Genomic DNA, 24,321 nt, shown 5'->3' on the forward strand with positions numbered 1-24,321 from the left:
ACGGATGGATTTTCCTTTTCTCCTTGAAACGGCGCGGACACTCTCTTCCGGCATTCCGCTGACGCTCGTGCTCGCCGTCCTCTCCGTATCGCTCGGCATCGTGCTGGCCGTGTTGCTTGCTTCCATGCGGCTCTGGGGCCCGCGGTGGCTGAGCCTTTTCGCCCGCGCCTACGTGTTCGTCTTCCGGGGAACGCCGCTGCTCGTGCAGATGTTTCTCATCTACTATGGCCTCGGCCAGTTCGAGGCCGTGCGACACAGCTTCCTCTGGCCTGTTCTGCGCGAGCCGTTCTGGTGCGCGATCCTGTCCCTGTCGCTCAATACGGGCGCCTATGGATCGGAAATCGTGCGCGGGGCGTTTCTCGCCGTGCCCTTCGGCCAGATCGAGGCTGCCAAGGCCTGCGGCATGAGCACGACGCTCGCGTTCCGCCGCATCCTGCTGCCGCAGGCCGTCCGGCTCGCCCTGCCTGCCTACGGCACCGAACTGATCCTGCTGGTAAAGGCTACATCGCTCACATCCATCATCACGCTGATGGAGATCACCGGCGTTGCGGCGCGGCTCATTTCCGAGACCTACCGCGTCGTCGAGGTTTTCGTCGTCGCCGGCGCCCTCTATCTCGCCATCAATTTCGTGCTGACGCGCATCGTCGCCTTCGCCGAGCATCGGCTGACCGCGCATCTGCGCGCGCGCCCCGCGACAAGGGGCGTCGCTGCCGGGGACGCGGAAGCGGAGGATGTCGTCATTTCAGGAGAACGAGCATGACCGAAGACGCTGTCCGGCTGCGCGGCTTGCGCAAGTCCTTCGGCGACCATGAGGTCCTCAAGGGAATCAACCTCGCGGCCGCCCAGGGCGAGGTCGTGTCCATTCTCGGATCGTCCGGATCGGGCAAGTCGACGATGCTTCGCTGCATCAATCTTCTCGAGATCCCGACGGCGGGCGAGGTCTGGGTGGGAAACGAGCGCATCGAACTCGTGACCGACAAGAAGGGCATCTCGCGTCCGGCCGACCCGAAGAAGGTGCAGGCCATCCGCGCCCGTGTGAGCATGGTCTTCCAGTCGTTCAACCTGTGGTCGCACAAAACCGTTCTGGAGAATGTCGTGGAGGCACCGATCCACGTCCAGAAGCGAGACCGCGCCGAGGTGATGGAGGAAGCGCGCGCGCTCCTCGACAAGGTCGGCATCGCCGACAAGCACGACTTCTATCCCTCGCATCTGTCCGGCGGCCAGCAGCAGCGCGCCGCGATCGCCCGTGCCCTGGCGATGCATCCGGACGTTCTGCTCTTCGACGAGCCGACATCGGCTCTCGATCCGGAACTCGTCGGCGAAGTGCTCCGCGTCATGCGGGCGCTGGCCGATGAAGGTCGCACGATGCTGGTCGTGACCCATGAAATGAGCTTCGCCCGCGACGTCTCGAACCGCGTCGTGTTTCTCCACCAGGGCGTCATCGACTGCGAAGGTGCGCCCCAGGACCTGTTCAACGGCGGCGGCAGCGAGCGTTTCGCCCAGTTCGCCTCGTCGTGATCTTCCCCAAAATCCTCCCCGACTACCTCCAGGAGACTGAATTGATGAAACGCTTCCTCAAGATCGCAGCCCTGTGCGTCGCTGCGGCGGTGGCCACCCCGGCCGCGGCAAAGGACTGGTCCCACGTCACCATCGCGACCGAAGGCGGCTTCGCGCCGTGGAACTTCACGGCCGCCGACGGCACGCTGACCGGCTACGAGGTCGATCTCTACAAGATCCTGTGCGAGCGCATGAAAGTGGAATGCACGCTGATCGCGCAGAACTGGGACGGCATGATCCCCGGCCTGCTGGCCGGCAAGTACGACGCGATCATGGCGGGCATGTCCGCGACCGCCAAGCGCGAGGAAGTCATTTCCTTCTCCGAGCCCTACGGCTCCACCGGCCAGACCTTCGGCGCGCTCAAGGGCTCCGAGATGGCCAAGCTGCCGATGGCCGGCGAGCTCTTCAACCTCGTCAACAACCCGGAAGGCTCCAAGAAGGCGATCGAAACCCTGCGTCCGCTGCTGAAGGACAAGACCGTCGGCGTTCAGAGCTCGGCGATCTCCGCCCGCTTCATGCAGGAGAATTTCGGCGACGAGATCACGCTGCGCGAATACAAGGCGACCGAGCAGCATGACCTCGATCTGCTCGCCGGCCGTATCGACCTCATCGTCGCCTCGCCGGCCTATCTGAAGACCGTCAGCGAGCAGGAAGCCACGGCCGACATCGTTATTGCCGGACCGCGTTTCCAGGGCGGCGTGCTCGGCCGCGGCTCGTCGGTCGGTCTGCGCAAGGAAGACAACGATCTGCGCGAGATGTTCAACAAGGCGCTTGAAGAAGTGAAGGCCGACGGCACGGCCAAGAAACTGTCGGAAAAGTGGTTCGGGTTCGACGTCACCGTCTACTGATCCGCGGGCCCGAACGGCCGAATGCATGGCCGAATGCATGGAAGGCGCCGGATCATCTCCGGCGCCTTCTTGCTGTGTGGGGCAATGCGTCGTTGCCCGGAAGCGACGGCCGGGCCACAAACAAGACGACGGTTCGCATCGAACAGGAAAGCGGTTGCGCGATGACGGAGACATTGAGGGGCAAGGTTTTGCAGGCGAGCGGCTTTCATTCGCCCAAACGCGGCGCGATCGAAGCCTTTTGCGATGCCCTGATTTCGATCGGCGACGATGGCGAGATTCGCGATTTCTCGCTACCGGGAAGCGCGGGCCACGATGCGCTCCTTGATGCGGCAAGGCGGGATGACCGCCTCGTCAGCGCGCCCCGCGGCTCAATCCTCCTTCCGGGCTTCGTCGATCTCCACATCCACGCACCGCAATATGCGCAGCTCGGCAGCGCGCTTGACGTGCCTCTGGAGGTCTGGCTGCAGAAATACACCTTCCCCATCGAGGCGCGCTACGCGGATGCCGCCTTCGCCCGTCGCGCCTACGCGGTTCTTGTCGACGATCTGCTCGCGGCCGGGACGACGACGGCGATGTATTACGGCACCATCCATGACGAGGCGAACCGGCTGCTCGCGGATCTCTGTATCGCCAAGGGACAGCGTGCCCTGATCGGCAAGGTCGCGATGGACGATCCTGACCAGTGCCCCGACTATTATCGCGATGCCGATGCGGCAGCGGCGGTCGCAGGAACCGAAAGCCTGATCGATTACATCCGCACCCATCCCGACAACCGGGACCGGCGCGTTCTGCCCGTCGTCACGCCGCGTTTCATCCCGTCATGCACCGATGGCCTTCTGGAAGATCTGGGAGCGCTCGCGCGCGAGCGCGATTGCCATATCCAGACCCATTGTTCGGAAAGCGACTGGGAACATGGCTATGCGTTCACCCGTTTCGGCGCGAGCGATACGGAGAGCCTCGACCGCTTCGGACTTTTGCGCCGCGGCGCGGTGCTCGGGCACTGCAACTTTCTCTCCGCAGCCGACATGGAGCGCATCCGCGTGCGCGAAGCGGCCGTGGCCCATTGTCCGTTGTCAAATGCCTATTTCTCCGGCGCCGTCTTCCCGCTCAGGGCGGCGCTTGAAAAGGGCCTGCACGTAGGCCTCGGCACCGACATGTCCGCAGGGTTCGCTCCCAGCATCTTCGATAGCGCGCGCTCCGCGATTACAGCCTCGCGCATGCTGGAATCGGGCACCGACCCCGATTTGGCGCAAGACACCCGATCGCGACACGCGGGCGTCCGCATCGATTTCCGCGATGCGTTCCATCTCGCAACGGCGGGCGGGGGCGCGGCTCTGGATCTGCCCATAGGCGTCTTCCGGCCGGGCTTCCGGTTCGATGCGATGCTGATCGATCCGCAGGCACCTGCAGGGTCGATCCGGCTCTGGCCGGAGATCGATGACGGCGAACAGATCCTGCAGAAGATTCTCTTCACCGCCAGCCGCGCGAATATCGAACGCGTCTGGGTGGATGGCCTGGCCCGCTCCGGCACCGCGACGGCCGCAGTCGGCCTGGGCTGATCACCGCCCCCGATCTTTTGCCTCGTGGTCCCGGAGCGCTCTCCCGGGCAGCCCGACGGATGGTGCCGCCTTCCTCCTTTGTGGCCTGCGCGTCTGGTGCGGAGTTGGGCCTGAAATCGCTTATGTCCCCCCAGCGTCGCCGACGCTTTGAGGCGCGAAACTGAATCGCGCACTGCAACGCTGTATCTGCGGGAACGCGAACATGAGCCCGTCACGGGCCTGCCCGCTTGTCTTGCCTTGCCTTGCCAAGAGACGTCTGAGAATGGCGTGCCCGGCCGGCGCGGCCGCCTCGTTCCATAAGCAAAACCAATACATACCTGAATTTATAATATTATACGCCATCTACGTTATGACTTATATGTCTTTTGCCGATCCGGATCGTATTGAACGCATGTAAACAAATATCAAAAACAAAGATACACCTATACGCAAATAGGAACACTAATATATAATATTTATATATATAATTTCATTCTGTAAATATTTCCCCTTGATAGAAAATGGAACGTCGAAAGAGGAAACTCGGCAATGAAACTTGCGACATTTGAAATAGACGACGAAGAACACGTTGGAGCCGTCGAGGGCGAAGAGATTGTAGTTATCGATGTTCCTTCCATGCGCGCCCTTTTCGAACTCGGGACGCCTGTTCAGGAGAAGGCGGAGGAGCGCAAGACATCCCGTCGCTACCCTCTGAAGGACGTCAGGCTTCGGGCGCCGATCATCCCGAAGAAGATCTATCATTCTGCCGGCAACTACGCCGAACACGCTCAGGAAGGCGACCGTTCCAATTGGGTGGCCGCGATCAAGCCATGGATCGTGTTCTTCCAGAACGTTGACGCCATCATCGGCCCCGAAGATCCGATCGTCTATCCGGAGCATCTGACCAAGGAACTCGACTACGAACTGGAACTGTGCGCGGTTATCGCCAAGTCCGGGAAGTTCATCAGCGAAGAGGAAGCCGAAGACTATATCGGCGGCTACGTCATCTTCAACGACATCACCGCCCGCGACATCCAGCGCCGGGAAATGCAGTCGTCCAACTTCGTCTTTTCCAAGTCGATCGACACCTTCTGCCCGTTCGGCCCGTGGATCGTGACGGCTGACGAAATTCCCGATCCCTACAATCTCGCCCTCGAGCTCCGGGTGAACGGAGAGAAGCGGCAGATCTCCAACTCCAGTCACATGTCGGTGACGATCCCCCAGCTCATCGCAAAGTTCTCGCCCACAGGCTTTTCTGCCGGAGACATCCTCACCACCGGCACCGTGTCGGGCGTGGCCGCCTTCAGCAAGGATCCGCAGGCCTGGTACCTCAAACCCGGCGACCAGATAGAGGCCGAGATCGAGAAGATCGGCGTTCTGCGCAATCAGGTCGTGTCCTGGAAAGACGCCCACGGTGTGGACGCTCCCGAATTCGTAGGTTTCTGAGAGGTCGTCATGATTGATCGTTCCAAGGTCTGGACCGGCACGCTCAACGAACTGGCGCTTGCTGACCAGCCGAAACGGAAGGCGGGCTTCTACGACACGACGCTTCGTGACGGCGAACAGGCTGTCGGCGTGGTGTTCGAGCCCGAGCAGAAGCTGGAAATCGCCAAGATTGTCGACGGTCTGGGCGTGGGCCGCATCGAAGCCGGCTTTCCGCGTGTCTCCGAAGACGACAGGGAGGCCATTCGGGCCATCGCACAGGCCGGATTGAACGCCGAGATCTGGGGCTTCGCACGTGCAATGATCCCGGATGTGGAGGCGGTGGCCGAGCTCGATCTGAAGTATTGCGTCATCGAGGCGCCGATCTCCGACCAGAAGCTCTCCGCCCTCGGCGTTTCCCGCGAGACTGTGCTCGAACGCATCCGCAATGCCGTCAGGCTCGGCGCCGAAAGCGGCATCCACGTGGCTTACTTCGGCGTCGACTCCACCCGTGCCGATCTCGATTTCTTCGAGACCGTCTACAAGACCGCACTCGAGGCCGGAGCCAAGGAACTGGCCATCGTCGACACGTTGGCGATCGCCTGTCCAGAAGCGGTGACTTACCTGGTCAAGCGGGTCAAGTCATGGGCCGGCGATGTGCCGGTGCATTTCCACGGCCATAATGACTTCGGTCTTGGCACCGCGTGCGCCATCGCCGCGATCAACGCCGGCGCGGAATGGATCCACGGGACCATTGACGGTATCGGCGAACGTGCCGGCAACGCCAACATCCCCGAAATCGCGCTGGCGCTGGAACTCCTCTACGGCATTGACACCGGCATCGATCTGACGCGTGTCCGCTCCGCCTCCGAGCGGCTGCGTGACGTCGCAGGCTACGAACTGGAACCCTGGAAGGCGGTTGTCGGCCAGAACCTGTTCATTCGCGAAACCGGCGCAGTCGCCGCGCAGTTCCACCTCCCCCACGCCATCGAGCCCTATTCGTCCGAACTGCTCGACACGCCGCGCGGCATCCGTCTGGGCAAGAAGAGCGGTGCGGCCTCAATCACGATCAAGGCCAATGATCTCGGTCTGGAGGTCGCCGAAGACAAGGTGCCGGTGCTGCTCGAAGAAGTGAAGAAACTGGCGATCTCGAAGCGCGGCCTCGTCACCGACGACGAGTTCACCGCCATCGTCCAACGCCACGCATAGACCATGGGCTGCCCGGGTTTCCGGCACACGCGCCGGAGACCCGTGGCGCGATTAGAATGGGAAGGAAAAGCGCATGTCCAGGTTCGAGAACAAGAAGGTCCTTGTCACGGGATCCGGTCGCGGTTTCGGCCGCGTGCTCGCGCTCGCTTTTGCCAGGGAAGGCGCCGACGTCGTCGTGCATTACAACAGCTCCGGTGCGGGCGCCGAGGAGACGGCGGCCGAAATCCGGGCACTGGGCCGCAAGGCCATCACCGTCCAGGGCAACATCGCCAACTATTCCGAGGTTCAGGCGATCACCGAGGCCGCTTTTTCCGAATTCGGCCATGTCGATGTCCTCGTCAATAACGTTGGCGACATGGCGCTGAACCAGACGTCCTGGCGCGAACTCGATGAGAAGGTCGTGGACCACACGCTGGCGGTCGACGTCAAGGGCACGATGTTCATGATCCATGAGGTCGGCTCGCGCATGATCGAGGGCGATGCCCCCGGCGGCGTCATCGTCAACATCGGCTCGCAGGTGGTCATCGCCGGCAGCCCGCGGGCACCGCAATACGCCGCCGCCAAGTACGGCGTCATCGGGCTCACCAAGTCCTATGCCCGCGCGCTGGCGCCCAAGGTGCGGGTCAACACGCTCGGTGCCGCTTTCATGGAAACCGAGGCCCTCAAGAACCGCTACGACTGGACGCACGGCCGGCGGGAACAGGTGCTGAGCCAGACGCCGCTCGGTCGCATCGCCACGCCGGAAGACATGGTGCCGCCGACGCTGTTCCTGGCAGCGGAGGACTCCCGGCACATGACCGGCCAGTTCCTTCTGTGCAACGGCGGCCTCGCGATGGTCGGCGCCTGACGTCTCCCCAGGCTGGCGCGCGGGCCCCATCCCCAACGTCGCGACCTGCAGCAGTGCAGGTCGCGCCCCCCGGCCCCACAGCCGCGCGGCCCGATCAGCAAATTTGCGTTTGCGAAGAGGAATCCGAGACATGGGCACCAAGCTCCACGCCTCGCGGACCGGCCATATCCTGGTTCTGCAAATCAGCGATCCCGAGACGCGCAATGCGCTCAACGGAGACGTATTCTACTCAGCCCTCGAAGAGACGGTCCGCTCCGCCAATTCTGACCTTTCGGTCCGCGCCGTCGTTGTGACCGGCGAAGGCCGTGCCTTTTCCTCCGGCGGCAACGTCCGCGACATGCGAGACAAAAAGGGCATGTTCGGCGGTACGCCCGAGCAGATCGCCGAGCAATACCGGACCGGCATCCAGCGCATTCCCCGAGCCTTCTGGGAGCTGGACGTGCCATGCATCGCCGCGGTCAACGGCCCGGCGATCGGAGCGGGGTGCGACCTCGCCTGCATGTGCGATATCCGGATAGCCTCCGACCGCGCGATCTTCGCAGAGAGCTTCGTTCGGGTGGGGATCGTCGCGGGCGACGGCGGCTCCTGGCTGCTGCCGCGCATCATCGGATATTCGCGGGCAGCCGAAATGGCATTCACCGGCGAACAGATCGATGCCGGGACAGCCCTGTCCATCGGTCTTGTCTCCCGGGTCGTTCCGCCCGACGATCTCATGCCCGAGGCCATGGCCCTCGCCGAGCGCATTGCGGCAAACCCGCCGCATGTTCTGCGCTGGACGAAACGTCTAATGAAGCAGTCGCAGCACGAGCGTCTGGACACGATCCTTTCGCAGGCCGCTACATATCAGGCGATGGCACACGGGACGCAGGACCATGCCGAAGCGGTGGCTGCGCTCCTGGAAAAGCGGCGCCCCGAATTCAGGGGCTCGTGAGATGTCCGCTACACCCACGCCTTCGCTCCTGATCGAACGGCCGGCTGCGGGCGTCGCCCTCATACGGCTGAATCGCCCCGACGTGCGCAACGCACTCAATCTGGAGCTGCGGCGATCGCTTGCGACCACATTCGAAACCCTCGGGCGCGCCGAAGATGTGCGCTGCATCGTGTTGACGGGCGACGACCGCGCCTTCTGCGCCGGCGCCGATCTCAACGAATACGTCGAGGCGACGCCGACCGACATCATCGCCCGCAACATGGATGTGCTTTGGGGCGCGATCGCCGATTGCCCCAGGCCCGTCATCGCGGCGGTTCGCGGCTATGCGCTTGGCGGTGGCTGCGAACTGGCCATGCATGCGGACATCATCGTCGCCGGCCGATCTGCAAAGTTCAGCCAGCCCGAAATTCTCATCGGAATCATGCCCGGCGGTGGCGCCACGCAGCGGCTCACCCGCGCCGTGGGCAAGTTTGCCGCGATGCAGCTGCTGCTGACGGGAGACATGATCGCGGCGCAGGAGGCGAAGGCCATCGGCCTCGTGAGCAGCCTGGTCGAGGACGAGGCTGTCCTGGACGAGGCTATGGCGCTTGCGTCGCGGATCGCTGCGCAATCGCCGCTGGCCATCCGACTGATCAAGGAATTGGTGCTCGAGAGCATGAACGTACCCCTCGACGCCGGACTGCGCGCTGAACGCAAGGCGTTTCAGCTGCTTTTCTCAACCCCCGAAAAAACCGAACGAATGCAAGCATTTCTAAAGAGGAAGTCACCCGGAAAACAATGAAGGCTGCGGTCGATCCTCCGGCTGACTGCCGGCCGGTCTGATCTGACCGCTACGTCCAATGGAGGATAACATGCAGGAAGCAAGGGCTATTCCCGTCAATTCGCCGCCGGCAGATGCGGACCCGGGAAAGACAACACCAGCCTACCGCCGGCTCGTCGTGGCATCAGGACTGGGATCTGCGATCGAGCATTACGACTTCTTCATATACGCCTTCACAGCACCGATCGTCTTCGATCATTTCTTCTTTCCCAAAATGGACTCCGTCGCGAGCATGCTCGCCGTCTATGCCACCTTCGCGCTGGGGTTCGTCGCCCGGCCGCTGGGCGGTATGGTCTTCGGCCATTATGGCGACAAGCTCGGCCGCAAGGCGATGCTCATGATGACCTTCCTGCTCATGGGGGTCTCGAGCTTCTTCATCGGCTGCCTGCCAAGCTACGATTCCATCGGATTATGGGCCCCCATCGGACTTATCATCCTGCGCTTCATCCAGGGGTTCGCCTTCGGCGGCGAATACATGAACGCCGTCTCGCTCACGATGGAAAACGCCCCGGCCGGCCGGCGCGGCTTCTTCGCTTCGTGGGTCAATGCTTCCGGACCGATCGGCATCATCGTCGCCTCCGGCCTTATCGCGCTGCTTGGCTGGGCTTTCAGCCGCGAAACCTTCGCCGCCTGGGTCTGGCGCGTGCCGTTCCTGCTCAGCTTCGTGCTGGTCCTGATCGGTACCTGGCTGCGCTACAACGTCGATGAATCGGTCCTCTTCAGCGCCGTGAAGGACAAGGCCCGTTCGCACCGCGCACCTTTGCTCCAGGTGTTCTCGGCCCACAAGAAGGCCACCATACTCGGTTGCCTGATGAACATGGTTCACAGCGCCTTCCAGTACATGAGCACGGTCTTCGTGCTGGGCTACGCCATCCGCAAGCTCGGCATGGCCCCCTCCTCGATCACGTCGGGCACGATGATCGCCAACATCGTGGAAATGTGCCTGGTGCCGGTAATCGCCGCCTACAGCGATCGGCTGGGCCGTCGGCCGTTCCTTATCGCCGGCATCGTGCTGGCCGCCATCTGGTATCCGTTCTTCTTCCAGATCGTGCTCATGAAGGATCCGCTGCTGCTGATCGGCGGTCTGGTGGTCTCGGTCGGATTGATCCACGCCCTGATGTTCGGTCCCGAAGCCGCGTTCACCGCGGAACTGTTCCCCACGAATGTTCGCGTCAGCGGCAGCTCGCTTGCCAAGCAGTTCGGCATCATTCTGGGCGGCGGTCTGGCGCCGTTCGTGGGAACGGCCTTGATGGGATCCGGTCAGGACTTCCATCTGGTCGTCATCTACTTCGAAGTGATCGCCGTGCTCGCCTTTGTCGGTGTTCTGATTGCGCCTGAAAACGCAAAGCGGGCCCTCAACTGACACGCCTTGCGCCCGGGCCAACCGCCCGGGCGCATACTCCCGCCATTGGCTGGGAAATACCCCTTTGGACCGGCGCCGTACAAAACGGCAAAACCGGCCGCGGCCATCAGTCGTGAACGACGCCCCCCTGCCCGCTTCCCTATCTTTTCCGGTCGACCGCATCCGATGCGGCGCCTTCCGGGTTGGCGATCTGTCGCACGATCTCGCGGAAGCGGGTGGCGATCGGCGACAATCTGTCGGACCGCCTCCAGGCCAGCCCCACTTCGCGCAGCGAGCCGATGTCCTCCAGCGGAACCGCATGGAGCCGTCCGGCGGCGACCTCGACCTCCACGAGCCGCGGCGAGATCACGGTTATGCAATCGGTGTTCATCACGATCGCCTTGATGGTCAGGATCGAGTTGGTGATGATGGAACGTACGGGCCAACCGGTGCCGGCCTTGTTGAACACAAGCTCCAGTTGTTCGCGAAAGGCGCTTCCGCTCGCCGGCAGAACCCAGTGTTGATCCTCCAGCCCGTTCAGCTGCAACGACCGGCTGTCGCACAGCGGATGTCGCGGCCGCATCACCACCGCCCAGTCGACCGAGAACAAGCGCTCTTCGGTGATGTCCGTGTAGCGCGGCTGCGTGCCCAGCCGGCTGAGAACCAGATCCAGCTTGCGGGTACGCAGGAGCCGGATGATTTCCGTATCAAGGCCCTCGACGATGGAAACCGACACTTCAGGCGCTTCGTGCAACATGACCTGCAATGCCTCCGGCAGCAGGCCCGAGGAGGTGATCGGCGTGATCCCGATCGCGAGCGAGCCCTGCATCCCGCGCGCCTGCAGCTCCATCTCCTCGCGAGCGCGCCCGAGAAGCTCTGCTAGGGCTTCGGCATGAAACAGAAGGACTTCGCCGGATTTGTTGACCTTGGCGCCGTGCCGGCCGCGGTCGAGAATGCGCATGCCAAGTTCGCGCTCCAGCAGGGCGATGCTCTGGGACAGCGCGGGCTGGGAGACGTTCAGGGCTTCCGCCGCGCTGCTGAACGAGCCGTGTCGCGCGACAGCCAGGACCTCGAGCAGACGGCGCGGATCGATCTTCATGACGGCTTGGTCCTCTTAGCGGGGGGCACGCGGATGTTCGATACCACGCCCCATCCCGTCGCCGGAAGGGCTAGTCGCAATGATGATGTCGCGGGATTGGCGGTCTCCGACTGCGGGCGTGTCGCTTGCGGCTCCGCGTGCCTGGCCGTCGGGACGCCCGCCCGTCCGCTTCGCAAATGCGGACGGGCAGAACCCGACGGCCAGAAGCCCGTCACTTCGCGGTTTCGACAATCTCACGCCAGTATCGATGGAGGGCGGGAATGTCTCCGCTGGTCAGGATCGGCATGGCCTGCTTCAGCTGGTCTTCTTCCCAGTCCCACCAACGAAGTTCCAGCAGCATTGCGATGTGTGAATCGTCAAATCGCTTCCGGATGACCTTGGCCGGGTTGCCGCCCACGACGGCGTAAGGCGCGACGTCCCGTGTCACCAGCGCTCTGGTTCCGATCACCGCGCCATCCCCGATCGTGACGCCCGGCATGACGATCGCCTCCGAGCCGATCCAGACATCGTTGCCGATCACCGTATCGCCGGCCGGCAGATATCCGTTCTGAGCTCCGGCGAACGCGGCGACCTCGGACATCCAGTAGAACGGAAACGTGCTGATCCAGTCGTTTCTGTGGCCCTGGTTACCGGCCATGATGAAAGCCGCACCGGAACCGATCGAACAGAACGAGCCGATGATGAGCCTGTCGACACCCTCGTCCGGCACAAGAAACCGGGCGCATTCGTCGAAGCCATGTCCGTGATAGTAACCGGAATAATAGCTGTAGCGACCGACCTGAATGTTCGGATTCGTGACCAGACGATCAAGCGTGATGCCCCTAAAGGGGCTTTCGAAAACATTATTCATGGGAAGCACCGTACAACACCAGAACGCCGCACAAGCGGCAACGCGTCGCCTGCATGTCGGCAGGCGACGATCGGCCAGCAATCTTCCGATTGCTCGCCAGACGCTTCTGACGTCAAAGACGACGAAGCGGTATGCTGGTGGTACTGTCTGCGGACTTCATGGCCTGACCATGCACGAAATAGCTTGATGATTTCAAGGCGGGTTTGACCGAGTTTCCACCAGGTTCCCCCGCTCAGAACGACCCGCGCCGCAGGCCGAACGCGCGCAAACGGGTCGTAATCGTGGCTTCAGTCCCGAAGCAGTTTCGTCAGCAGCCCGTTGAGCGCGATCTGTTCCTCACCGGTGAGGTTTGCGAGCATCGCCTGCTCGTTCGCCACATGAGCCGGAAGCATGTCGTCAATCAAGGTCTTGCCCTTGTCGGTCAAGGCGACCAGCGTTCCGCGTCTGTCGGTCGGATGCTTGCGCCGCTCGATAAGCCCGGCCTTCTCCAGTCGGTCTATCCTGGCCGTCATACCGCCGGACGAGATCATGGCCGCTTCATAGAGAACGGTCGGCGTCAGCGCAAAGGGCGGACCCGACCGGCGCAGCGTCGCAAGCACGTCGAACTCTCCATTTTGCAAGCCGAAGCTTGCGAAGAATGGATTGAGACGATCTCGCGTCAGGACCTGCGCCAGTTCGGTGAGCCGACCGATGACTTCCATGGGAAAAGGGTCGATGTCGGGTCGCTCGCGGCGCCATTGGAGCGCCGCGAGTGCGGCGCGATCTTGGGGTGTGTCGCTTTCGGTCATGCAACTCTCTTGACATCAAGATACTTTACAACAAGATTATAAATCGCAAGATGCTGACCGGCAATGGCCGGATGCATCGATCTGGAACCTCGGGATGAGAATGATGAACGCACCCGTCCAGGGTGCGGGAGGCGCTGCGGCGTCTACCGCACCAACGGCCTTCCTTTGCCTTCTTTCCACCGGCTGCCTGCTCGGGCTCATGACGGTCGTTGCCGGCGTTTCCATTCGCCACGGCTGGCATCCGCTCGCCTTTCTGTTCTGGTCGGCGCTGGGCGGGGGGATGATTCTCGCAGTCGTCGCGGCCCTGTCGGGAGCAAGGCCGAAACTGTCGCCGTCGCTGGTGCGCTATGCCTTGCTGTCGGGACTGCTCAGCTTCGCTCTGCCGAACATGCTGTCCTTCGCTGCCATCCCTCATGTCGGCGCGGGCTTTATCGCCATCTGCCTCGCTTTCCCGCCATTGCTTACCTACGGACTGGCGTTGCCGCTCAAACTGGACCGCCCTTCCGTCAAGGGCATTGCCGGCATCTTGCTAGGTCTGGGCGGAGCGGTGCTGCTTGCAGCCTCACGGCCGGCCGGAGGCGATTTCGGCGGCGTATGGATCGCGTTTGCCCTGGTTGCCCCGGTTATCATTGCGGTGGGCAATATCTACAGAACCATCGACTGGCCGGACGATACGTCGCCGCGCCTGTTGGCTCCGGCGATGCTGCTGACGGCCGCCGCCATGATCGGGATCGGCGCGGTTGCCATTCATGCGCCGCTTGCGCCCGCGACAGAGAATATCGGCATGCTGCTTCTTGGCGGGCAGATCGTCATCATCGCGCTGACCTATATTCTCTATTTCGCGCTCCAGAAGCTCAGTGGCCCGGTCGGTCTCAGCCAGATCGGATGGGTTGGCGCTGCCGCCGGCCAGATACTGGCGGTCGCATGGCTGGGCGAAGCAGTTCCCTCTGCCCTGCCGTATGCCTTCGTGCTGATCCTCGCCGGGGTCGTGCTGGTCAGCCGGAGGGCCCGGTAATGCAAAAACGTCCTCTCGCACTCATCGTCATCGTGTTGGTGGCGCTCAACTTGCGTCCTGCAATGGCGGGACTTGGTCCCTTGCTCGACCTCATAGAGCAATCCACCGGCATCAGCTCTGCGGGTGCCGGCATGCTGACAACCTTGCCGGTGTTCCTGATGGGGATCGGAGCGTTTGCGGGTCGGACTTTGCGCGTCTGGCTCGGCAACCGGCGAGGCGTTTCGGTCGGCATCGTCCTGATCGCCGTCGCCTGCGCCGCGCGATGGGTTTGGAATGATGCATCCGGCATGTTCGCAACCGCCGCATGCGCCGGCCTCGGCATCGCCATCGTTCAGGCGATGGTTCCGGCCGTTGTCAAGAACCTGTTCGGGGCAAGAACCGGCAGAGCGATGGGCCTCTACACCACGGGCATCATGGGCGGTGCCGCTCTGGCGGCTGCAACTGCCGCTGGCCTTGCACGGGCCGAAGGCTGGCCGTTTTCGCTGGCGGTCTGGTCTCTGCCGGCCGTGGCGGCGCTGGTCTGCTGGCTGGTTGTCCTGGATGCAGATCAAGCTGTGAAAACCGGGCACACACCGAAGACATCGCTCCATAACCAGCGTAGGGCGTGGCTGCTGCTGATCTTCTTTGGCATTGGAACAAGCGCTTACACACTTGTTCTGGCCTGGCTTCCTCCTTTCTACATGGGCCTTGGCCAAAGCCGTGACGTTAGCGGATTTCTGTTGGCTGGGATGACGGCGACACAAGTGATCGCCGGGCTTGGCGTCTCAACCTTCATCGGTCGCTTCCCGGATCGTCGCGCACCGTTGATTGCCGTCCTGCTCTGCCTGCTCGCGGGCCTTGCGTGTCTCGTCCTTGCCCCGGTCGCGCTGGCTTTCCCGGCCATCATCCTCCTTGGCCTTGGCATCGGCGCGCTGTTTCCGCTCTCGCTGATCGTGACGCTGGATCATGCGGACGACCCTGATTCAGCCAGCGATTTGGCGGCATTTGTTCAGGGCGGTGGCTACATGATCGCCAGCGCCATGCCGTTCGTCGCCGGGCTTATTCGGGACCAGTTCGACGATCTCGCCAAGGCGTGGATGCTGATGGGCGCGGGCGTGTTGGTCCTCCTTGCCATGACCATGCGCTTTTCACCCGTCAGACCCGATTGATGCCAAATGACGTTGCTGGGCAATAAGACCATGCGCAGCGCCGGCGTCACGGGAGAAGAAAGCCCGCCTCCTCCAGGATCAGCCCGCCCGCGGGCCCCAAGAACCAATCCGCGAACCGCTCGGCCGCAGGAGCCGCCTGCATGCCCAGCGCCATGGTGTATCTGATCTCCGGCGCTAGCGCCGTGGGTACCTCGACGCTGGTAACACGGGGAAGAACCCGCCGGACCGCGGGCAGCGTCGTGGCGTAGGAGAAAAAGAGATCGGCCTGACCGGTCGCGATCGCCGCGACAAGCGGGCTCTGCCGGCCGGCTTCGCGAGCGCCCGGCTGACCGACCACCTCGCGCCTGCGCAGACGCGGATCTCTCCGGCCCGGAAATCGCTCGAAAAGCAGGCTCAGAACGGCAAGCGCGTAGTCTCCCGCAGGGTCGGTCAGCGGGGTCGACGTGCCAATCGTCAATCCAGGGTCGAGCAACCGGTCAACCAGCGTCGCCTCGCTTATCTCAAGCCCCGGACGCGCGATAACCACGAGCCGGTTGCCGCACACGTGCCGCAGATCGCGACAGAGGCCGCGGTCAACGAGATCCGTCGGCCCGGCCGGACTGGCCGACAGGTAAAGATCGGGCCGCTCTGCGGAAAGGATGCGCCCGTGCAGCCAGCCGGCCGGCCCGCCCACGAGCCTCCCCGCCTCGCCGCCATCTGCGGCACGAAAGGCTGCCATCGCCCGGACCATCGCCTCCATGATCGATCCGGCCGCAAAGACCAGCCATGACCGATCCGTGCCCGTCGTTACATCCATGGGGAGGCGCTCCTTGGCGGTGCCGCAAGGCATGGTCGGGACGACGCAATCATACTGAATTATGCGGCGTCGCGTCGCAATTCGATATGTACCACTGGCTATATCGATTGTCCTGTGGCAATTCATCGTATCTGGAGCATTCGGGTCGCCGAAAGGATCGGGTCCGCGCTCCGCCTCCTCCCGAACGCGTCGGAGTTTCGAAGGACGAGCCGCTTTTCGAAATCCGATGCTCCCGAACGCCAGCCGGCCGATCGCCCCCAAGGGCTCACCTCAGGGTGCGTGGCACAACACCGGCCTCGGTTTTCCCGAGCCCGCTCTGAAAGGGATGACATGATGCGCAGTCCGCTCATGATCGCGAAGGCGACGCTGGTGGCATTGCTCGCCGCCACCGCCACCACTGCCGCCGCACCCCAGGCGCATGCCCGCGTCGTGGTCGACCAGCTTGGTCGCGAAGTGACCGTGCCCGACGAGGTGAACCGGGTCGTCGTGCTCCAGCACCAGGCCCTCGATATCATCGTCGAGCTTAACGGACAGGACAAGCTCGTCGGCGTAGTACGGGACTGGCCGAAACTTCTCGGCGGCTCGATTGGCGACTATGCTCCGATCATCAAGACCTTGCCCCAGCCGGGCGACCTCAAGACGGCCAATGTCGAAGAGGTGCTGGCCCTGAAGCCGGACGTCGTCTTCATGACGCACTACGCGCCGGCCGCGACCGTGGAGAGCCTCGAGAAGGCGGGTATTCCGGTGGTGGAACTGTCCTTCTTCACCGCGCCTGCCTCCGAAAGCGCCAAGCTCAATCCCTCGCTCGACGACGAGAACACGGCCTACACGGACGGCCTCGTTCAGGCGGTCAGCCTGATTGGCGCTGTTATCGGCCGTGAGGGGGAAGCAAACGCGCTCAACGACTACGTTCTCGCATCCCGCAAGATCGTCGCCGACCGTCTGAAGGACCTCGACCCGGCAGAGCGCGTCCGGCTCTACATGGCGAACCCCGACCTGCACACCTATGGTCGAGGCAAGTATACGGGCGTCTTCATGGAGGCTTCCGGCGGCGCGAACGTGGCAGCCGACATCAAGGGCTATGCCAAGGTGACGATGGAGCAGGTTCTCGCCTGGAACCCGCAGGCGATCGTCGTTCAGTCACGCTACGAACCGCTCGTCGCCGAGATCAAGTCCGACCCGGCATGGGCGCCGATCCAGGCGGTTCGGGACGACAGAATCTACCTTACCCCTGAATACGTGAAGCCCTGGGGGCACCCCCTGCCCGAAAGCATGGCGCTCGGCGAATTGTGGATGGCCCGGAAGCTTTATCCGGACCGGTTCGCGGACGTGGACTTCGACGCCCGCGTGCAGGACTTCTACGCGAAGTTCTATCGTACCAGCTACACGGGCCGGTAGACGTATGCCGGCTTTCGCCGTATCGCGCGGCAAACCGGGGAGCGGCGGGCTTTCGCTCGCGCTCCTCGCGGTGCTCGTCGCCTCGGTGTCGATCGGGCTCTTCGCCGGCCGCTTCGACCTGCCGCCGCAGGAGGTCCTCGCCATTTGCTTCCATGCCTTGACCGGAAGCTTGACGGAGACAAAAGGCGTGACGCCGACGCCGGCGGAAACCGTCGTCATGGTGGTGAGACTGCCGAGGGTGATGGCCGGCCTCGGCGTCGGTGCCGGGTTGGCGCTCGCCGGTGCCTGCTACCAGGGTATCTTCAGAAACCCTCTCGTCTCGCCTTTCATTCTCGGTGTTTCCGGCGGTGCAGGGTTTGGCGCAGCGACAGCCATCCTGTTTCTCGGCGGCGACGCCTTCATGATCCAGATCTGCGCCTTCGCTGGCGGTACGACCGCAGTGACCCTGTGCCACCTGCTTGCGCGCTCTGCCGGCAACGGCAGCCCCTTGCTGCTGATCCTGTCCGGCATCGTGGTGGGCGCCGTCTTTACCGCCTTGCTCAGCCTGCTCAAATACGGCGCTGACCCGGAGGACAAGCTGCCGCTGATCGAATTCTGGCTGATGGGATCGCTTGCGGGCGTCCACATGAGCGATGTGCGCCTGCTGTTTTGCCTGCTGGTGCCGGCCGGCGTGATCCTGATGCTGCTGCGCTGGCGCATCACGGTGCTGACGCTCGGCGACGAGGAAGCCCGGTCATTGGGCGTCAATGTGCCAGTGCTGCGTGGCACGGTGCTCGTTCTCGCGACGCTGATGGCGGCCGCATCCGTCTCCGTTGCCGGCGTGATCGGCTGGGTCGGCCTCGTCATTCCCCATCTCGCCCGCATTCTGGTCGGGCCCGATTTCCGCCGGCTCGTGCCCGTATCGCTGGTCCTCGGCGGCAGCTACCTCGTGCTGGCCGACACGGTCGCGCGCACGCTGACATCGGCGGAAATTCCGCTTGGCATCGTCACCTCGCTGATTGGCGCGCCGATCTTCGCGCTTTTGATCCGCAAGGGCGGCAGGGGATGGTCGTGACGATTGCTTCCGCGCCCTCCGCCGCACTTCTGGAAACGCGCGATCTCTCGGTCGGCTATCCGCGCGGGCCGGTTCTGCTCAGCAAACTCTATTTCACGTTGCGCGCCGGCGAGGTCGTTTCCATTCTTGGCCGCAACGGCGTCGGCAAGTCCACGTTGCTGCGCACCCTGACCGGCCACCTGCCGGCCCGAGGCGGCCATGTGCATCTCGGCCGCGACGACCTCCGCCATCTGAAGCCGGCGGAGATCGCCAAGCGCATCGCGGTCGTGCCGCAGTTCCACTCCGCGGTTTTCGCCTTCACCGTGGCGGATCTCGTCCTCATGGGCCGAACGGCCCGCATCGGCACGTTTCGCCAGCCGGGCAAAGCCGACGAACGCAAGGCCATGGCAATGCTGGAGCGCGTGGGGCTTGCCCACATCGCGGACCGGCCCGTACCGCAGAGCAGCGGCGGCCAACGGCAGATGGCGCTGATCGCGCGGGCGTTGCTGCAGGAGCCGACCGTGCTGGCGCTGGATGAGCCGACCTCCCATCTCGACATGGCCAACCAGGTGCAGGTGCTGGATCTGCTGGCGGATCTGAGCTCGAGCGGATTGGCCATCCTCATGACAAGCCACTTTCCCGAACATGCGCTGGGACTGGGCGGCCGCGCCCTGATGCTGGGAGGCCCCAACGGCCTTCACCTCGGCGATGCAGCTGATGTCGTCACCGAAGAAGCACTGGAAGCGGCCTACGGAGTATCTGTCGAACTGGTCCGCTCGCCCAGGGGCCGCGTGGCCTGTATCCCCGTCCATGCCTCGGATGACAGCCGCGCGTGAAAGCGGACACGTGCCACGCAGCGGCGAAGGCCTGCTGATCTCCCCGCCGAGCCCACCCACACGTCAAATCGCATGAAAGGACTGAAGCGCACGGCTGCGTTCGTCCTCATGTTACGAACAAGATCAGATGGCAGTGGGCGGGTTTAGGTGAGATTATCCGGGAAAACGTTGAAATGGCGGGGAGGAATCGCCGTCCACGGCGTCAGAGTGCCAGACCGGCGCGCAAGATCAATTGGAATCGGTTTCAGGGCTCGAACGCCGCTCGACGAGAACGCCCAAGATGCGGGAGAGCGCCGACAGGATGGATGCTCCGATCCAGCCGGTGGCGAATAAAAGATCGCGCACGAGAGGAGCCGTATTGGCAGCGAAAAAGCCCGACCCTAGGGCTACGACCAATACAAGGGTGGAAATCTCCGGTGCGCGCTTCCAATCCGCAAAGAAGACGGGAAGTGCGACAACGACGAGCGCAAGCACTGCAATAATTACAACTACACCCGTTCCGAGTGCCTCGAATTTCTCCATTTACCCCCCCCTTAAATCGGCCTTCCAAACCAAATGCGATGCCGGGACTCATTTCACGAAAGGGGCACCGGCCAAAGCCGCCCTTGACTAGAAAATCATCAAATCAATATTTCACGCGCGAATGGCGGAGGAGGTGGGATTCGAACCCACGAGACGGTTGCCCGCCTGCCGGTTTTCAAGACCGGTGCCTTCAACCACTCGGCCACTCCTCCTGAAAGGCGCCCCTCCTTTGCGGGGATGTGAGCGGCTTGTCAAGCGCAGGTGTGCGAAGAAGGCCGTCTGCACGCTCCCCACAATCCGCACCTGCCGATCGGGCGGCAGACGTCGTCCGCCCGGGATCGCGCAGCCCTCGGAACGAGCCGGCCGAGGCCTTGCGCCGATGCTCTTCTCCCGGTGACGACCTACGCCTCGTCCTTCTTCAGCATGTAGCCCAGAAAACGGACCGATTCGATCGGATCGTAGCCCAGCTGCATCTTCAGCTTCTTGCGCAGCTTGGAGATGTGGCTCTCCACGACGCTTTCATCCACATCCTCATTGGAAATGCCGTAGACCGCGTTGTAGATCTGCGTCTTGGTCACACGGCGACCGTGGTTGCGCGCCATGAATTCAAGAATCCGCCGCTCGCGGCGCGGCAGCGCGTATTCCTCGCCGGCGATGACCGGATCCCGGCCATCGAAGAAGACGCGAATGTTGCCGACAAGCATGTCGTCGCCGTCTTCGATCGCGCGGCGGCGGATCGCGCCAACACGCGCCATGATCTCGCGAACGTGGATCGGCTTGCGCAGCACGTCGTCGACGCCAGCGGCAAACAGCTCCAGCGTCTGTTCCAGGCAGGTTTTCTCGTTCAGCGCCAGAACGGGCGCCTTGCGGACGCGGTTGCGGATGATGCGCGGATAGGTGGAGCGTTCTTCACAATCCCCGATGAGAAAAGCGTCGACTGCCGTCAGTTCATCCTGCGGCGTGGTTTTTACCCAGGCACTGAACTCGTCCGGTGGCAGCCCGAGCGAAGAGACCCCTTCCCGTTCAAACCCTGAGGCGTAACCTGAGGTTACTATCTCTCTATCGTCTACGATGATGAACACGGTGATCAGCCCTCGAATACTCAGCCGAGGTCATGCGTATGGGCAAATATAACGTAGGTCAAATATTTCGTATGTCATTCAAACCTCTATTGCAGCACGTTGTTACAAAAGCGTAAGCGGAAATGCGTAAAACTTAATAAAAACCAAATCATCCCACTTTGCAAAGAAAATAGCTTTTCCGCGGATCATAAGCAAGTTCGTGTAAAATTTGAATTTTCACGTGGTTAAAATGTTAAAGGCGGAAGCCGCGAAAGCGACAAGGCGACATACGGCGACATGCCCGAGAAACGTGCCGGAAGCGTATGGAAACGGATTTGGCAGTGCGAAGCCTCCGGGCAACTCAAATATTACCCCGGATCAAAACAATAATAATTCAAAAACGGCAAGTAAAAGCTGGCGAGGCGATCAAGGCTCGGCGGCCACCGACCGTGAACGCAATCGCTCCGCCCGGCAGAGCAGGACGGAGCGATTGCAAATCGATAGGGAATTGGAGGTCGGGAAGTCAGGCGGTGCCGGGTTCTGCGTCGGCGGAAAGAGCGCGGGCGAGCGCGTCGAAGGGATCGCCCGCAATCTTGTCCCGGCCGCCCTGGCGTAGCGCGTCGTAGATGCGCGGCACAAGCTGGCAGGCATAGTCGAGCTGCGGGTCGTTGCCGGGCTGGTAGCCGCCCATCAGGCGCAGGTCGCGCGTGTCCTCGTAGCGGGCGATCAGACCTTTCAGCCTCATCACGAGTTCGCGCTGCTCCGCGGTCCAGGCGTGTTGAGCCAGACGCGAGATCGAGCCCAGAACGTCGACGGCCGGATAGCGGCCGGCATCGGCGATCGTGCGGCTCAGCACGATGTGGCCGTCGAGAATGCCGCGGATGCTGTCGGCGACGGGATCGTTGTGGTCGTCGCCGTCCACCAGAACGGAAAACACACCCGTGATCGCCCCGCCGCCATTGACGCCGGGACCTGCGCGCTCCAGAAGCCGGGGCAGTTCGGAAAAGACGGACGGCGTGTAACCGCGCGCGACCGGTGGCTCGCCGGCGGCCATGGCCACGTCGCGGGAGGCGTGGGCGAAACGGGTGGCGGAATCGATGATCAGCAGAACGGAGTCGCCCCGATCACGGAAGTGCTCGGCGATGGTCATCGCGGTCTTGGGCGCAAGCCGCCGCATCATCGGGCTCTCGTCGCCGGTGGAGACGACGACGACGGACTTCTCGATCGCGTCGCCCAGCGCGTCCTCGATGAACTCCCGAACCTCGCGCGAGCGTTCGCCGACGAGGCCGACCACGACCGTATCGAAATCGCCGGAGCGGGCGAACATGGCGAGCAGCGTCGACTTGCCGACACCGGAGCCGGCGAAAATGCCGACACGCTGGCCGATGCACAGCGGGGTGAAGAGATCGACGACGCGAACCCCGGTGCGCACCGGCGTCGTCACGCGGGCTCGCTTCAGCGTCGGCGGGGGATCACGATCGAGCGGCACGGCACGGGTGCCGGGTGGAATGGGGCCCTTGTCGTCGACCGGCTGGCCCAGGGCGTTGACCACCCTGCCCTTCCAGCTCTGGTCGGGATGGATCGTGAGCCCGCCGACGCGATAGATCCGCGTACCGATGCCGACGGCGGTCTGACGGTCGAACGGCTTGACGATGGCTTCGTCCTCGTCGAGCCGGATGATCTCGCCGTGCTGCGGCTTATCCTTCGTCTCCAGAACCACGGTGTCTCCGAGGCAGACGAATTTCGACAGGCCGACGACACGGTAGAAATTGGGGGCGACCTGGTTTATCCGGCCGCCGATGCGCACCGGAGCCACCTCCTGCAAGGTGGAGGCGACGGTACGCTCAAGCCGTTCAAGCCTGTTCATCGCCAAGCAGCCCCAGGTGGCGCTGGCGCAGCGTTTCCAGAACGCCGCGCGGCAGATGGTTGTTCGGATCCGCCGCAAGGCCGTCCACGCCGGCCGGAACCACAGGGGCGCCGGGCAAGTCGCCGAAGGCGCGTTCCGGCTCGCCGGAGGCGGCGACGGGGAACCGCGCATCAACCGCCTCCGGCCGCAGCCACTGGAAGAGGTCGGTCGGCGCCCCGCGTGCGGCATCGTCAAACGATACGGCCTGCGCCACGGTCTTCATCTCCACCGGCGGCTCGGCCTCGAAAGTCATATCTGTGCTCGCGCTCTGGACCTCGGGCGCTGCCAGATGATCGGAGACGACGTCTGATACCATCGCCATGCCGAGAAACGCGCCCATGCCCACCGGACCGCCAAGCGCCATTCCGTAAAGGGCGCTGCCGGCATAGTGCGCCTGCTGGGAGATTTCGTCGCCCGTCACGGCGCGGTAGAGATTGCCGATCAGCGGCAGCTGCTGCAGCGGATTGAGCGTGTCCACCAGATCGGCAAAGCCGAAGCCCTGCATGCCTTCGGACGCAGCCGCCGCACCGGTTGCCGTCGGCCGCGGCACATGCACCGGGTTCGGGCGGGGAAGCGGCATCTCCGTCTGGTCGACCGGCTTTGCGAGCGGGGTGACGGTCAGTGCGCTCATGAGCTCTCACCAAGTTCGCGAATGGCCTTCTGCTGGTTCTCCGCGCCGGAGTCGATCATCTTGGAGATGCTGTCGAAGGTGCGCGTCAGCTCGATCATCTTCGTCATCTCCCGGATCGGGTTGACGTTCGAGCCCTCCGTGTAGCCCTGGACGATGCCGTCGTGGGTAAACTCCATCACCGGCGTCGCCGGCTGGTCGGGAATGACGGCGGAATTGTCCAGACGGGCGAGCTTGGCATCGTCGGCAATCTTGAAGAGCCCGATGGTTCCCACGCGGTTTTCGCCCTGGTGCACGGCACCGTCGGCGGCGATCGTGGGCGCGCCCGCTTCCGGATCGAGCATGACAGGCAGACCGCCGCTGTCGAGGACCGGATAGTCGTTCACCGTGCGCAACATGCCGTCGGTTCCCATCTGCATGCGGCCGTCGCGCGTATAGGCGATGCCGGCACCGGTGCGTATCGCGAGCCAGCCGTCACCGTCGATGGCGATATCCAGGGGATTGTCGGTTCTGGTCAGGCCGCCGTGCTGGCGGGAAATGTAGACCTCCCCGCCATTGGCGAAGGAGATCGCATCCGGCCCCTTCTTCGACAGAACTTCAGAGAACTTCACCTCGTCGGCGCGGTAGCCGACCGTGCTCATGTTGGCGACGTTGCGCGCGACCGTGTCGAGCCTGCGGGCAAGCGCGACCTGGCTCGACAGCGAGACGTAGAGCGAGGACTGCATGG

At 63.2% G+C, this 24,321-nt stretch carries 24 protein-coding genes and 1 tRNA gene; 15 read left to right on the forward strand and 10 right to left on the reverse strand.

Features of this window, described 5'->3' with window-relative positions:
- Positions 1-4 precede the first annotated feature (4 nt).
- The 10 genes from V2L18_RS11435 (at position 5) to V2L18_RS11480 (ending at position 10,535) form a co-directional block, all read left to right on the forward strand.
- Entirely contained in the window at positions 5-760 is a 756-nt protein-coding gene (locus tag V2L18_RS11435; protein ID WP_336178378.1) for an ABC transporter permease, read from the forward strand.
- Entirely contained in the window at positions 757-1,518 is a 762-nt protein-coding gene (locus V2L18_RS11440; RefSeq protein WP_336178379.1) for an ATP-binding cassette domain-containing protein, read from the forward strand. The genes V2L18_RS11435 and V2L18_RS11440 overlap by 4 nt, the downstream gene beginning before the upstream one ends.
- Before the next feature lie 44 nt (positions 1,519-1,562).
- Entirely contained in the window at positions 1,563-2,405 is an 843-nt protein-coding gene (locus V2L18_RS11445; protein ID WP_336178380.1) for a transporter substrate-binding domain-containing protein, read from the forward strand.
- 161 nt (positions 2,406-2,566) lie between these two features.
- Positions 2,567-3,964: a guanine deaminase gene (gene guaD / locus V2L18_RS11450; protein ID WP_336178381.1), complete on the forward strand. Its 1,398-nt coding sequence runs from the start codon at positions 2,567-2,569 to the stop codon at positions 3,962-3,964.
- 528 nt (positions 3,965-4,492) lie between these two features.
- The gene (locus V2L18_RS11455; protein ID WP_336178382.1) at positions 4,493-5,389 is read left to right on the forward strand and encodes a fumarylacetoacetate hydrolase family protein; all 897 of its coding nucleotides are present in this window, start codon (positions 4,493-4,495) and stop codon (positions 5,387-5,389) included.
- Between the two features lie 9 nt (positions 5,390-5,398).
- Complete coding sequence (locus V2L18_RS11460; RefSeq protein WP_336178383.1) at positions 5,399-6,574, forward strand: hypothetical protein; 1,176 nt, start codon at positions 5,399-5,401, stop codon at positions 6,572-6,574.
- A gap of 73 nt (positions 6,575-6,647) precedes the next feature.
- A complete protein-coding gene (locus tag V2L18_RS11465; RefSeq protein ID WP_336178384.1) occupies positions 6,648-7,421 on the forward strand; it encodes an SDR family oxidoreductase in 774 nt (257 codons plus the stop codon).
- Between the two features lie 130 nt (positions 7,422-7,551).
- Positions 7,552-8,352, forward strand: coding sequence for a crotonase/enoyl-CoA hydratase family protein (locus V2L18_RS11470; protein ID WP_336178385.1), 801 nt, complete (start codon positions 7,552-7,554; stop codon positions 8,350-8,352).
- 1 nt (position 8,353) lies between these two features.
- Complete coding sequence (locus V2L18_RS11475) at positions 8,354-9,133, forward strand: enoyl-CoA hydratase-related protein (protein WP_336178386.1); 780 nt, start codon at positions 8,354-8,356, stop codon at positions 9,131-9,133.
- A gap of 70 nt (positions 9,134-9,203) precedes the next feature.
- Entirely contained in the window at positions 9,204-10,535 is a 1,332-nt protein-coding gene (locus V2L18_RS11480) for an MFS transporter (RefSeq protein ID WP_336178387.1), read from the forward strand.
- 139 nt (positions 10,536-10,674) lie between these two features.
- Here the strand turns inward: V2L18_RS11480 and V2L18_RS11485 are convergent, their stop codons facing one another.
- The 3 genes from V2L18_RS11485 to V2L18_RS11495 form a co-directional block, all read right to left on the reverse strand.
- A complete protein-coding gene (locus V2L18_RS11485) occupies positions 10,675-11,613 on the reverse strand; it encodes a LysR family transcriptional regulator (RefSeq protein ID WP_336178388.1) in 939 nt (312 codons plus the stop codon).
- A 211-nt stretch (positions 11,614-11,824) separates the two neighbouring features.
- Complete coding sequence (catB, locus tag V2L18_RS11490; RefSeq protein ID WP_336178389.1) at positions 11,825-12,463, reverse strand: type B chloramphenicol O-acetyltransferase; 639 nt, start codon at positions 12,461-12,463, stop codon at positions 11,825-11,827.
- 287 nt (positions 12,464-12,750) lie between these two features.
- Positions 12,751-13,251, reverse strand: a complete 501-nt coding sequence (locus tag V2L18_RS11495) for a MarR family transcriptional regulator (protein ID WP_336178390.1) — start codon at positions 13,249-13,251, stop codon at positions 12,751-12,753.
- Between the two features lie 103 nt (positions 13,252-13,354).
- On the opposite strand from V2L18_RS11495, the gene V2L18_RS11500 reads away from it, so the two are divergent.
- Positions 13,355-14,266, forward strand: coding sequence for a DMT family transporter (locus V2L18_RS11500; RefSeq protein WP_336178391.1), 912 nt, complete (start codon positions 13,355-13,357; stop codon positions 14,264-14,266).
- A complete protein-coding gene (locus tag V2L18_RS11505; RefSeq protein ID WP_336178392.1) occupies positions 14,266-15,414 on the forward strand; it encodes an MFS transporter in 1,149 nt (382 codons plus the stop codon). The genes V2L18_RS11500 and V2L18_RS11505 overlap by 1 nt, the downstream gene beginning before the upstream one ends.
- Before the next feature lie 46 nt (positions 15,415-15,460).
- Here the strand turns inward: V2L18_RS11505 and V2L18_RS11510 are convergent, their stop codons facing one another.
- Entirely contained in the window at positions 15,461-16,210 is a 750-nt protein-coding gene (locus V2L18_RS11510; protein WP_336178394.1) for a substrate-binding domain-containing protein, read from the reverse strand.
- Positions 16,211-16,543: 333 nt separating this feature from the next.
- Here V2L18_RS11510 and V2L18_RS11515 point away from each other — a divergent pair, with 333 nt between their 5' ends.
- The 3 genes from V2L18_RS11515 to V2L18_RS11525 are packed head-to-tail and all read left to right on the forward strand — an operon-like array spanning position 16,544 to position 19,477.
- Complete coding sequence (locus V2L18_RS11515) at positions 16,544-17,608, forward strand: ABC transporter substrate-binding protein (protein WP_336178395.1); 1,065 nt, start codon at positions 16,544-16,546, stop codon at positions 17,606-17,608.
- Between the two features lie 4 nt (positions 17,609-17,612).
- Complete coding sequence (locus tag V2L18_RS11520) at positions 17,613-18,662, forward strand: iron ABC transporter permease (RefSeq protein WP_336178396.1); 1,050 nt, start codon at positions 17,613-17,615, stop codon at positions 18,660-18,662.
- Positions 18,659-19,477 (forward strand): ABC transporter ATP-binding protein, encoded by an 819-nt coding sequence (locus V2L18_RS11525; protein WP_336178397.1) that lies wholly within the window; start codon positions 18,659-18,661, stop codon positions 19,475-19,477. The genes V2L18_RS11520 and V2L18_RS11525 overlap by 4 nt, the downstream gene beginning before the upstream one ends.
- A 228-nt stretch (positions 19,478-19,705) precedes the next feature.
- Here V2L18_RS11525 and V2L18_RS11530 read toward each other — a convergent pair whose 3' ends face one another.
- The 6 genes from V2L18_RS11530 to flgF form a co-directional block, all read right to left on the reverse strand.
- A complete protein-coding gene (locus tag V2L18_RS11530) occupies positions 19,706-19,999 on the reverse strand; it encodes a hypothetical protein (protein WP_336178398.1) in 294 nt (97 codons plus the stop codon).
- 122 nt (positions 20,000-20,121) lie between these two features.
- Positions 20,122-20,211, reverse strand: a tRNA-Ser gene (locus V2L18_RS11535).
- Positions 20,212-20,400: 189 nt separating this feature from the next.
- A complete protein-coding gene (locus V2L18_RS11540; protein WP_336178399.1) occupies positions 20,401-21,081 on the reverse strand; it encodes a response regulator transcription factor in 681 nt (226 codons plus the stop codon).
- 502 nt (positions 21,082-21,583) lie between these two features.
- Positions 21,584-22,927 (reverse strand): flagellar protein export ATPase FliI, encoded by a 1,344-nt coding sequence (gene fliI / locus V2L18_RS11545; RefSeq protein ID WP_336178401.1) that lies wholly within the window; start codon positions 22,925-22,927, stop codon positions 21,584-21,586.
- Positions 22,914-23,597 carry a hypothetical protein gene (locus V2L18_RS11550; protein ID WP_336178403.1) on the reverse strand — a complete coding sequence of 228 codons (684 nt, stop codon included), beginning with the start codon at positions 23,595-23,597 and terminating at the stop codon, positions 22,914-22,916. Before V2L18_RS11550 ends, fliI begins: the two co-directional genes overlap by 14 nt.
- Complete coding sequence (flgF, locus tag V2L18_RS11555) at positions 23,594-24,319, reverse strand: flagellar basal-body rod protein FlgF (protein ID WP_336178404.1); 726 nt, start codon at positions 24,317-24,319, stop codon at positions 23,594-23,596. The genes V2L18_RS11550 and flgF overlap by 4 nt, the downstream gene beginning before the upstream one ends.
- Positions 24,320-24,321: the final 2 nt, after the last annotated feature.

It is taken from the genome of Breoghania sp. JC706 (genome assembly GCF_037026715.1).
GTDB lineage: Bacteria > Pseudomonadota > Alphaproteobacteria > Rhizobiales > Stappiaceae > Breoghania.

What these genes read in the sequence shown, in the direction of transcription:
- V2L18_RS11505 (WP_336178392.1), top strand. Translation starts at nt 14,266, where the DNA reads ATGCAAAAACGTCCTCTCGCACTCATCGTCATCGTGTTGGTGGCGCTC.
- V2L18_RS11550 (WP_336178403.1), bottom strand. Translation starts at nt 23,597, where the DNA reads ATGAGCGCACTGACCGTCACCCCGCTCGCAAAGCCGGTCGACCAGACG.
- flgF (WP_336178404.1), bottom strand. Translation starts at nt 24,319, where the DNA reads ATGCAGTCCTCGCTCTACGTCTCGCTGTCGAGCCAGGTCGCGCTTGCC.
- fliI (WP_336178401.1), bottom strand. Translation starts at nt 22,927, where the DNA reads ATGAACAGGCTTGAACGGCTTGAGCGTACCGTCGCCTCCACCTTGCAG.
- V2L18_RS11445 (WP_336178380.1), top strand. Translation starts at nt 1,563, where the DNA reads ATGAAACGCTTCCTCAAGATCGCAGCCCTGTGCGTCGCTGCGGCGGTG.
- V2L18_RS11455 (WP_336178382.1), top strand. Translation starts at nt 4,493, where the DNA reads ATGAAACTTGCGACATTTGAAATAGACGACGAAGAACACGTTGGAGCC.
- V2L18_RS11440 (WP_336178379.1), top strand. Translation starts at nt 757, where the DNA reads ATGACCGAAGACGCTGTCCGGCTGCGCGGCTTGCGCAAGTCCTTCGGC.
- V2L18_RS11465 (WP_336178384.1), top strand. Translation starts at nt 6,648, where the DNA reads ATGTCCAGGTTCGAGAACAAGAAGGTCCTTGTCACGGGATCCGGTCGC.
- catB (WP_336178389.1), bottom strand. Translation starts at nt 12,463, where the DNA reads ATGAATAATGTTTTCGAAAGCCCCTTTAGGGGCATCACGCTTGATCGT.
- V2L18_RS11530 (WP_336178398.1), bottom strand. Translation starts at nt 19,999, where the DNA reads ATGGAGAAATTCGAGGCACTCGGAACGGGTGTAGTTGTAATTATTGCA.
- V2L18_RS11470 (WP_336178385.1), top strand. Translation starts at nt 7,552, where the DNA reads ATGGGCACCAAGCTCCACGCCTCGCGGACCGGCCATATCCTGGTTCTG.
- V2L18_RS11435 (WP_336178378.1), top strand. Translation starts at nt 5, where the DNA reads ATGGATTTTCCTTTTCTCCTTGAAACGGCGCGGACACTCTCTTCCGGC.
- V2L18_RS11500 (WP_336178391.1), top strand. Translation starts at nt 13,355, where the DNA reads ATGAACGCACCCGTCCAGGGTGCGGGAGGCGCTGCGGCGTCTACCGCA.
- V2L18_RS11515 (WP_336178395.1), top strand. Translation starts at nt 16,544, where the DNA reads ATGCGCAGTCCGCTCATGATCGCGAAGGCGACGCTGGTGGCATTGCTC.
- V2L18_RS11520 (WP_336178396.1), top strand. Translation starts at nt 17,613, where the DNA reads ATGCCGGCTTTCGCCGTATCGCGCGGCAAACCGGGGAGCGGCGGGCTT.
- V2L18_RS11480 (WP_336178387.1), top strand. Translation starts at nt 9,204, where the DNA reads ATGCAGGAAGCAAGGGCTATTCCCGTCAATTCGCCGCCGGCAGATGCG.
- V2L18_RS11495 (WP_336178390.1), bottom strand. Translation starts at nt 13,251, where the DNA reads ATGACCGAAAGCGACACACCCCAAGATCGCGCCGCACTCGCGGCGCTC.
- V2L18_RS11510 (WP_336178394.1), bottom strand. Translation starts at nt 16,210, where the DNA reads ATGGATGTAACGACGGGCACGGATCGGTCATGGCTGGTCTTTGCGGCC.
- V2L18_RS11485 (WP_336178388.1), bottom strand. Translation starts at nt 11,613, where the DNA reads ATGAAGATCGATCCGCGCCGTCTGCTCGAGGTCCTGGCTGTCGCGCGA.
- guaD (WP_336178381.1), top strand. Translation starts at nt 2,567, where the DNA reads ATGACGGAGACATTGAGGGGCAAGGTTTTGCAGGCGAGCGGCTTTCAT.
- V2L18_RS11460 (WP_336178383.1), top strand. Translation starts at nt 5,399, where the DNA reads ATGATTGATCGTTCCAAGGTCTGGACCGGCACGCTCAACGAACTGGCG.
- V2L18_RS11475 (WP_336178386.1), top strand. Translation starts at nt 8,354, where the DNA reads ATGTCCGCTACACCCACGCCTTCGCTCCTGATCGAACGGCCGGCTGCG.